Raw genomic sequence first — 6,343 nt, 5'->3', positions numbered from 1 at the left:
AGCTGGGATTGATGGTGCGCATCACCGAATAGAGCGGCAGGATCATGAAGGGCAGCAGGATATGGGTCATGGCGATGATCGTGCCGGTCTGGTTGAAGATCATCTGCAGGCGCTGGTTGTTGCCGATCACCCCCAGCCAGACCAGCACGTCGTTGACCACGCCCTGCTGCTGCAACAGCACGATCCAGGCCGTGGTCCTGACCAGCAGCGAGGTCCAGAACGGCAGCAGCACCAGGATCATCAGCAGGTTCGACTGCCGCATCGGCAGGGTGGCCAGCAGATGCGCCACCGGAAAGCCCAGGAGGAAGGTGGTGGCGGTGATGACCAGCGACAGCCAGAAGGTGCGCAGGAACAGCTTGCCATAGATCTGCTGCTGCGCCGGGGCGGCGGTGATGTCGCCCTGCGCGTCCCGGGTGCGGTCCACCGCCGCGAGATAGAAATTCGCGGTATAGGGCGAGGCGGCCTCGCGCATCACCGACCACAGCCTGGGATCGCCCCATTTGGCGTCCATCTCCAGGATGGCCTCGCGATAGGGCGGCTCGATGCCGCCGCGGGCCTGGCGCCCGGCCGAGGTGAACAGCGAGCGCGTGCCCGGCATGTCGTAATTGATGCGGGTGCCGACCACGCCGATGCTGCGGGCCTGGGCGGCGGCGGTCAGGTCGGCGGCCAGCGCCGCCCAGGCCGCCTCGTCGGGCTCGGTGCCGCGCGGATTGTCGTGGAACCAGGCCGAGAGCTGCGGCATGTTGGCCGAGAACCCGTCGTTCTTGACCGAGCGCTGCAGCATCTGCCCGATCGGCACCACGAAGGTGACCAGGATGAACAGCAAGAGCGGCAGCACCAGGAAAAACGCCCGACGACGCGCCCGACGCGAACTCCGCGCAAGCGCAGACTTCAACGGACGGCCGTCCGATGTGGTAAGACCCGTTTGCCGCCGCCCCGCCGGAGCGAGCGCCGCGTCATTCGCCGAGATATCTGCCATATTGCTGCCTCTGCTTCGCTTCGAACGGGGCGGCGCGAGACCTGCGCCGCGCCCCCTTTGTCTTGGACGATGACCCCCTGCGCCGGCCGCCGGGGCCGGCGGCGACGGTTCAATCCGCAAGCCAGGTGCTGAACCGCTCGTTGATCTCGATGTCGCGATCGACCCAGAACTCGTAGGAAGAACGCAAGGCATTGGCGAGGTTGGCCTCTGCCGTGGGCATGTGCGGCGCCATCTCGGTCTTGTCGTCCTCGTAGAGCCCGACCAGCGGCAGCGAGGACTTGCGGGCCGGGCCATAGCTGATCCATTTCGTCTGATCGGCAAGGCGCTGGGTGTCGGTAGCGAACTTGATGTATTCCAGCGCCGTGTCCTTGTTCGGCGCACCCTTCGGGATCACGAACAGCTCGTATTCATAGACCTGCCCGTCCCAGACCATGGCAAAGGGCTTGTTCTCGGTGACCACGGCCGTGAACAGGCGGCCGTTATAGGCGGTGGTCATCGTCACCTCGCCATCGGCCAGCAATTGCGGCGGCTGGGCGCCCGCCTCCCACCAGACCACGTCGCGCTTGATGGTGTCGAGCTTGGCGAAGGCGCGGTCCAGGCCCTCCTCGGTCGCCAGGACGGCATAGACCTCTGCGGCGGGCACCCCGTCGGCCATCAGCGCCATTTCCAGATTGGCGCGGGCGCTCTTGCGCATTCCGCGCTTGCCGGGGAATTTCTCGATGTCGAAGAAATCGGCGATCGTGCTTGGCTTTTCGTCCGGGAACTTGGTCACGTCATAGCCATAGACGGTCGAAAACACCATCGAGCCGACCGCGCAGTCGGTAAGCGCCCCCGGCAGGAAATCCTCGGTCGCGGGCGTGCCGTCGGGCGCGGCCGGCAGGATCGCCGGGTCGATCTCCTCCAGCAACCCGTCGTCGCAGAGCCGGATCGCGTCGGTATATTCCACGTCGGCCACATCGACGCTGACATTGTTCGATTCCACCATCGACTTGATCGGGGCGGCTGGGTTGTCGGCCGCAAGCATCTTGACCGCGATGCCGGTCTTGGCGGCGAAGGGCCGGTTATAGGCCTCGACCTGCGATTTCTCATAGGCACCGCCCCAGCTCATGACGGTGATGTCGGCCTGCGCGGCGGATGCGGCCGCGGCAAGCGCGGTGGTCAGGATCAGCAATTTCTTCATCGTTGGGGACTCCCTGTTGGATTTCTGGCCGGTGGCCGCCTCTCGCGGCTCTTTCGGGCTGGTCTGCGGTCGATCCAGGCCAAGGATCGGCTTCAGATCGGATCGAGGGCGCGGGCATCCTCGGGATGCCAGCCGATCTCGATGGTCTCGCCGGGGATCAGCTTGCGCTGCCCCAGCGCGTTGCGGCACTTCATCACGAAGTCGCTGGTGCCCGCGACCTGCATGCGGATGCGGAGCACATCGCCCATATAGATCACCTCGAGCACCTGGGCAGAGATCCGGTGCGCGCCGGGCGGCATCATCTCGGGCTTGAACTCCACCCGCTCGGGGCGGATCGAGACCAGCGTCTTCTGCCCGCGCGCGCGGATGTTCACCGGGGTGGCGTCGATCAGCTCTCCTGTCGCCAGCCTCACCGTCGCTCTGGCGCCGTCGAAATCCTCGATGGTTCCAGACAGCGTGTTGTTTTCGCCGATGAATTGCGCGACGAAGCTGTTCTGCGGCCGCTCATACAGCTCGGCCGGCGGCGCGAGCTGCTGGATCCGCCCGTCGTTGAACACCGCCACCCGGTCGGACATGGTCAGCGCCTCGCCCTGGTCGTGGGTGACATAGACGACGGTGATGCCGATCTGGTCGTGCAGCCGCTTGATCTCGTATTGCATATGCTCGCGCAACTGCTTGTCCAGCGCGCCCAGCGGCTCGTCCATCAGCACCAGCTGGGGATCGAAGACCAGCGCCCGGGCCAGCGCGATCCGCTGCTGCTGGCCGCCGGAAAGCTGGGCGGGACGGCGGTTTGCGAAATGGCCCATCTGCACCATGTCCAGCGCCCGCATGATCCTGGCCTCGCGCTCGGCCTTGCCGAGCCCGCGCACCTTCAGCGGAAAGGCCAGGTTCTCGCCCACGCTCATATGCGGAAACAGCGCATAGTTCTGGAACACCATGCCGATGCCGCGCTTGTGCGGCGGCACCGAATTGATCGGCCGCCCGGCAAGCCGGATCTCGCCCGAGGTGGCGGTCTCGAACCCCGCCAGCATCATCAGGCTGGTGGTCTTGCCCGATCCCGAAGGTCCCAGCAGCGTCAGGAATTCGCCCTTGGCGATGGCCAGGTTCAGGTCCTTCACCACGAGGGTTTCCCCGTCGTAGCTTTTCTGGACGCGTTCAAAGGCGACGAACGCGTCGCTCGCGACGGCCGCGCCCGTCTTGATCCGGGCGGCTGCGGTAGCTTGGTTCAACTCTGGCTCCCTAGGTCTTGTCTGTGGCTGTCCCGACGGCAGAGCTGCGCCGGCATGGCCTCAAGCCCGGCCCGCGGCGCCGAATTGTCGGCCAACCATCCTGTTCGTTGCGTGTTCCAATCATCCGAAACGGCGGCGTCGCGTAAATTAAAGTTTTCCGCAACTTTGCTTCGGCGAATCCTAAGCCGCTGCGGCGTGCCGGGCCGGGGCCGGTCCGCATCACGCGCGAAGCTTGGCCAGCAACCCGTCCAGCATGCGGTCGCAGGCCGAAAGCTGCTGCACGGCCAGGAACTCGTCGGGCTTGTGGCCTTGCGCCTCCATGTCGCCGGGCCCGCAAACCACCGTCGGAATCCCCAGCGACAGGAAATACCCGGCCTCGGTGCCATAGGTGACCTTGATGCGCTGCGGATGGCCGCAGAGCCTGGCGACCTCCTCCACCGCCGGGTGGTCGGGCGCGATTTCCAGTCCCGGATAGGTGTTCGTCGTCGCGATGCGGATATCGGCCGCCGGGTCGGGGAATTGTCCAAGGATATCCCGGATCTCGGCCCGCAGCCGGCTTTGCAAATCGGGCAGCGCATCGTCCGGAAGGTGGCGGAACTCGAATTCGACGACGGCCCGGTCCGGGACGATGTTCAGCGCCGTGCCGCCCTGCAACCTGCCGGCATGGACGGTGGAATGGGGGATGTCATACGCGTCATCCGCAAGCGGCGATCCGGCGTATTCCGACTGGATGCGGCGCAGCGCGGCGATGAACTCGGCCGCGAGATGCAGCGCGTTGACATGGCGCGGCGCCAGCGAGGAATGCCCGGCCGTGCCGTGGCAGGTCGCGACCAGCGCCGCCTTGCCCTTGTGCCCGATGGCCGGCCGCATTCCGGTCGGCTCGCCCACGATGCAGAAGGCGGGCCGCCAGCCCAGGGCCTCGATGCCGGGCAGCATGTCGCGGATGCCGGCGCAGCCCAGCTCCTCGTCATAGGAAATCGCCAGCATGAGCGGTCGCGCCAGCTCCATTGCACCGGCGCGGCTGGCCGATGACAGCATTGCGGCCAGAAAGCCCTTCATGTCGGTGGTGCCCCGCCCGTAAAGGCTGTTCCCTTCCCTTGTCAGCCGGAACGGCGGCCGGCTCCAGCTCTGCCCGGTGACCGGAACGACATCGCTATGGGCCGAAAGCATCACCCCGCCCTGCCCCTCGCCCAGCCGGGCCATGAGCCCCGCCTTGGCCCCGTCCGGCGAAGGCAGGCGATGCGTGGCGAACCCGGCCTGCCGCAGATGGTGTTCGGCAAAATCGACCAAGGCGAGGTTGCTTTCGGCGCTGACGGTCGGAAAGGCGATCAGGCGCGCCAGCAGCGCCAGCGTCTCGGGATGCGGTTCGGTCATGTGCAACTCCTTCCGGGTGGTCCCGGACGGTTATGGCCGCTCGTCAGCGGGGCGAAATAAGCGTTTCCCGATCCATTGCTGCGGTCGAGCCTAATCGGTCCCGTCCCCGGCCAATTTAGGATCAGCCTAACCGTTGCTGCACGAAATCATAATTTTCGCCTTTTCGGCCTGACGGTAGACCGAGGGAAAGGCAAGGCCCGTGCTGCCAAAACCCCTGAAATCCACGGAAGGACGCAAGAATGTCAGTTGAGAAGATCGACACGCTGATTGTCGGCGCCGGTCAGGCCGGCGTGGCGATGAGCGAGCATCTGAGCGAGGCCGGTGTGCCGCATCTGGTCCTCGAACGCGGTCGGATCGCCGAACGCTGGCGTTCGGAACGCTGGGATGCCCTGGTCGCCAACGGCCCCGCCTGGCATGACCGCTTTCCCGGCATGGAGTTTCCGGGCGATCCCGACGGCTTCGTCGCCAAGGAGGACGTGGCGGATTACTTCGTGGCCTATGCCAGGAAGATCAACGCCCCGATCCGCTGCGGGGTCGAGGTGCGCGAGCTGCACCGGAACGCGGGCCGTGCCGGCTTCGCCGTCACCACCTCGCAGGGCGTGATCGAGGCCGAGCGCGTCGTCGCGGCCACCGGCCCGTTTCAGAAGCCGATCATTCCCCCGCTGATCCCCGACGCCGCCGGTCTCATGCAGATCCATTCCAGCGCCTATCGCAATCCGGGACAGTTGCCGGAGGGGGCGGTGCTGGTGATCGGAGCGGGCTCCTCGGGCGTGCAGATCGCCGATGAATTGCTGCGGGCGGGGCGCAAGGTCTATCTGTCGGTCGGTCCGCATGACCGGCCGCCGCGCGCCTATCGCGGCCGCGATTTCTGCTGGTGGCTGGGCGTGCTCGGCAAATGGGACATGGCCGCCCCGGCGCCGGGCACCGAGCATGTGACCATCGCCGTCAGCGGCGCGCGCGGCGGCGAGACGGTGGATTTCCGCCGCCTGGGCAATCAGGGCATGGTGCTGCTGGGCAGGACCGAAGCCTATCGCGACGGCCGCCTGCGCTTTGCCCCGGACCTGCGCCAGAACCTCGACCGGGGCGACGAGAACTACCTTTCCCTGCTGGACGAGGCCGATGCCTATATCCGGCGCAACGGCCTTGACCTGCCCGAGGAACCCGAAGCGCGCAGGCGCGAGCCCGACCCGGATTGCGTGACGGCGCCGATTCCGGACCTGGACCTTGCCGAAGCCGGGATCGCGACCGTCATCTGGGCCACCGGCTTTGCGGTGGATTTCGGCTGGATCAAGGCCGATGCCTTCGACGAACGCGGCCGCCCGATCCACCAGCGCGGCGTCTCGGTCGAGCCGGGGCTGTATTTCCTGGGGCTGCCTTGGCAGTCGCGGCGCGGCTCCAGCTTCATCTGGGGCGTCTGGCACGATGCCCGGCATATTGCCGAACAGATCACGATCCAGCGCAAATACAGCGATTACCAGGGCAAGCCCCAGCGGACGCTGCAAGAGGCCTGAGCATGCGATCCCCTCCGATCCCTTGCCGGCAGCAAGTCGGAGAGCCCCTTCAACCGGCGCCCTGACGATG

The 6,343-nt window shown here is 66.5% G+C and carries 5 protein-coding genes; 1 reads left to right on the top strand and 4 read right to left on the bottom strand.

Annotated elements, in window-relative coordinates; genetic code table 11:
• The 4 genes from AQY21_RS25465 to argE all read right to left on the bottom strand — a co-directional run.
• The coding region (locus AQY21_RS25465) for an ABC transporter permease (RefSeq protein ID WP_058100387.1) at positions 1-979 on the bottom strand (979 nt) is incomplete at its 3' end.
• A 109-nt stretch (positions 980-1,088) separates the two neighbouring features.
• Positions 1,089-2,159, bottom strand: coding sequence for an ABC transporter substrate-binding protein (locus AQY21_RS25460; RefSeq protein ID WP_058100373.1), 1,071 nt, complete (start codon positions 2,157-2,159; stop codon positions 1,089-1,091).
• Positions 2,160-2,251: 92 nt separating this feature from the next.
• On the bottom strand, positions 2,252-3,388 hold the full coding sequence (locus AQY21_RS25455; protein ID WP_203416661.1) for an ABC transporter ATP-binding protein: 1,137 nt from the start codon (positions 3,386-3,388) through the stop codon (positions 2,252-2,254).
• Between the two features lie 219 nt (positions 3,389-3,607).
• Positions 3,608-4,762 carry an acetylornithine deacetylase gene (gene argE / locus AQY21_RS25450; protein ID WP_058100372.1) on the bottom strand — a complete coding sequence of 385 codons (1,155 nt, stop codon included), beginning with the start codon at positions 4,760-4,762 and terminating at the stop codon, positions 3,608-3,610.
• 239 nt (positions 4,763-5,001) lie between these two features.
• On the opposite strand from argE, the gene AQY21_RS25445 reads away from it, so the two are divergent.
• On the top strand, positions 5,002-6,273 hold the full coding sequence (locus tag AQY21_RS25445; protein ID WP_058100371.1) for an NAD(P)/FAD-dependent oxidoreductase: 1,272 nt from the start codon (positions 5,002-5,004) through the stop codon (positions 6,271-6,273).
• Positions 6,274-6,343 lie beyond the last annotated feature (70 nt).

Origin of the sequence: Paracoccus sp. MKU1 (genome assembly GCF_001447385.1) — a bacterium.
Taxonomy (GTDB): Bacteria; Pseudomonadota; Alphaproteobacteria; order Rhodobacterales; family Rhodobacteraceae; genus Paracoccus.
The sequence above is the reverse complement of the archived record's forward strand: the minus strand, read 5'-3'. Positions and strand labels throughout refer to the sequence as shown.

Bases quoted from the DNA above. Each gene is read 5' to 3' on its own strand.
- AQY21_RS25460 (WP_058100373.1), bottom strand. From the start codon at position 2,159: ATGAAGAAATTGCTGATCCTGACCACCGCGCTTGCCGCGGCCGCATCC.
- AQY21_RS25445 (WP_058100371.1), top strand. From the start codon at position 5,002: ATGTCAGTTGAGAAGATCGACACGCTGATTGTCGGCGCCGGTCAGGCC.
- argE (WP_058100372.1), bottom strand. From the start codon at position 4,762: ATGACCGAACCGCATCCCGAGACGCTGGCGCTGCTGGCGCGCCTGATC.